The sequence below is a fragment of the Neobacillus drentensis genome (genome assembly GCF_036965425.1).
GTDB classification, from domain to species: domain Bacteria; phylum Bacillota; class Bacilli; order Bacillales; family Cytobacillaceae; genus Neobacillus; species Neobacillus drentensis_F.
In genome coordinates this window covers 1-285 of the sequence record NZ_JBALPP010000101.1, presented here as the reverse complement: position 1 = coordinate 285, position 285 = coordinate 1, and positions in this window count along the sequence as shown.

Below are 285 nucleotides of genomic sequence, written 5' to 3'. Positions count from 1 at the left end.
TTTTTGAAGGCTTTTTTTGCAATTTCGTGCGTTTTTTACATTATTTTTAAAATCTAACGAGTTTTTTTATTTGGAGCTCAGCCAATTTAAGACCGCCACTATGGGGTGGTGGAAAAGCAGTTACATTTAGTCCAGATTCATTGTTAAATGAGATAACTCTAAATGTATTTGACAATTAAAAAATGCTATAAATGGCAGTATATTATGAATGTAAAAATAGCCAAAATACGCAATTAGTGCATAAAAACTTGCATATTTTAGGCTCTTTAATTTTATTCCTTATTG